Annotated in this window: 2 protein-coding genes and 1 pseudogene; 2 read left to right on the forward strand and 1 reads right to left on the reverse strand. The window is 59.8% G+C overall.

The features are described from left to right. A partial coding sequence (locus APH36_RS32310) for a hypothetical protein (protein WP_218187321.1) occupies positions 1–216 on the forward strand: 216 nt, incomplete at its 5' end. A 92-nt stretch (positions 217–308) separates the two neighbouring features. Further along, positions 309–1205: a formate/nitrite transporter family protein gene (locus tag APH36_RS05640; protein ID WP_060497834.1), complete on the forward strand. Its 897-nt coding sequence runs from the start codon at positions 309–311 to the stop codon at positions 1203–1205. Positions 1206–1208: 3 nt separating this feature from the next. Here APH36_RS05640 and APH36_RS33040 read toward each other — a convergent pair. Beyond that, positions 1209–1368: pseudogene (locus tag APH36_RS33040) on the reverse strand (hydrolase); the annotation flags it as partial.

The raw sequence follows: 1368 nt of genomic DNA on the forward strand, positions 1-1368 counted from the left end.
ATTAAAGAGCGTTTGGTTAAGAGCTTTTCGTCTCAACCGAGGCGCGCATTCTACGCTTTCCTCATTTGCTGTCAAGCGTTTATTTTGAAGTTTTTTACCACCACTTTCTTTCGAAAGCCAACAACTTCAAACACTTACCGCTTGCCCCGAAGCGTTCATCGCTGCGAGGAGGCGAATAATACGCGCTTTGAAATCAGAGTCAACACCTTGATCTGAAAAAACTTTCCGCGCGTGTTTTACCCCCACCTGGCAACTAATGAGAGCGCCACGGATCTGTAGAGAAACACCCCCCACGGAGCGTAGCGGCCATGAGCGATGCGCAAAGCGAGAAAACCCCGGGCCTGTCTGCAGATGAAGAGCAGGAGGTCAGCCACAACCAACCGCCCCGGGCGGCAGTGCTGCACGAGATGATCCGCTACCAGGGCGATCAGGAACTGGAACGTACCCTCGCCGCGTTGTGGTGGTCGGCACTGGCCGCCGGCCTGTCCATGGGGCTGTCGCTGATGGCCATGGGGCTGTTCTACGCACGCCTGCCGGAAGGAGAGAGTGCCCAGGTGGTCGCCAGCATCGGCTACAGCGCCGGCTTCCTCGCCGTGATCCTGGCGCGCCAGCAACTGTTTACCGAGAACACCCTCACCGCCGTGCTGCCCGTCATGACCTCCCCCACCCTGGCCAACTTCGGTCGCCTGCTGCGCCTGTGGGGTGTGGTGTTGCTCGGCAACCTGGCCGGCACCCTGCTAGTGGCCAGGGTCATGCTGGAGCTGCCGATATTCGACAGCAAGACGGACGTGGCTTTTCTGGAGATTGGCCGCAAGGTCATGAAGAACGACCTGAGCCAGATGTTCGCCAAAGGCATCGTGTCAGGCTGGATGATCGCCACCATGGTTTGGATGATCCCGTCCATGGAGCACGCCAAGGTCTGGATCATCCTGATGATCACCTACCTGATGGCCCTCGGCGATTTCACCCATATAGTAGTGGGCTCCGTCGAGGTGTCCTATCTGGTGTGGGCCGGCGAAGAAACCTGGCGCAGCTTCTGGCTGGAATTCGCCTTGCCGACCCTGGCAGGCAACATTATTGGTGGCAGCTTCATTTTTGCCCTGATCAGCCATGCCCAGGTACGCAGCGACAGTGGCAAGCCACCCTCGCAACTGCTGAAAGACGACCAAGCCCCGCGCCGGCGCAGCAAGGATGACCACAACTGAAGCTCAGCGTGCCGCCATCGTGCGCTCTTTGGCGTGGCCCCGCTGACGCACAGGCCGTGGCTGCCACCAGTTCTGCCCGGCATGCGGTGAGTCAAGGCTGGCCCGCTCGCCCATCTGCGGCGTGCTCAAGCGCACCTGGACCTGGTTGGCCAGCGTCAGTATG

Source organism: Pseudomonas sp. NBRC 111133, from assembly GCF_001320605.1.
GTDB classification, from domain to species: Bacteria; Pseudomonadota; Gammaproteobacteria; order Pseudomonadales; family Pseudomonadaceae; genus Aquipseudomonas; species Aquipseudomonas monteilii.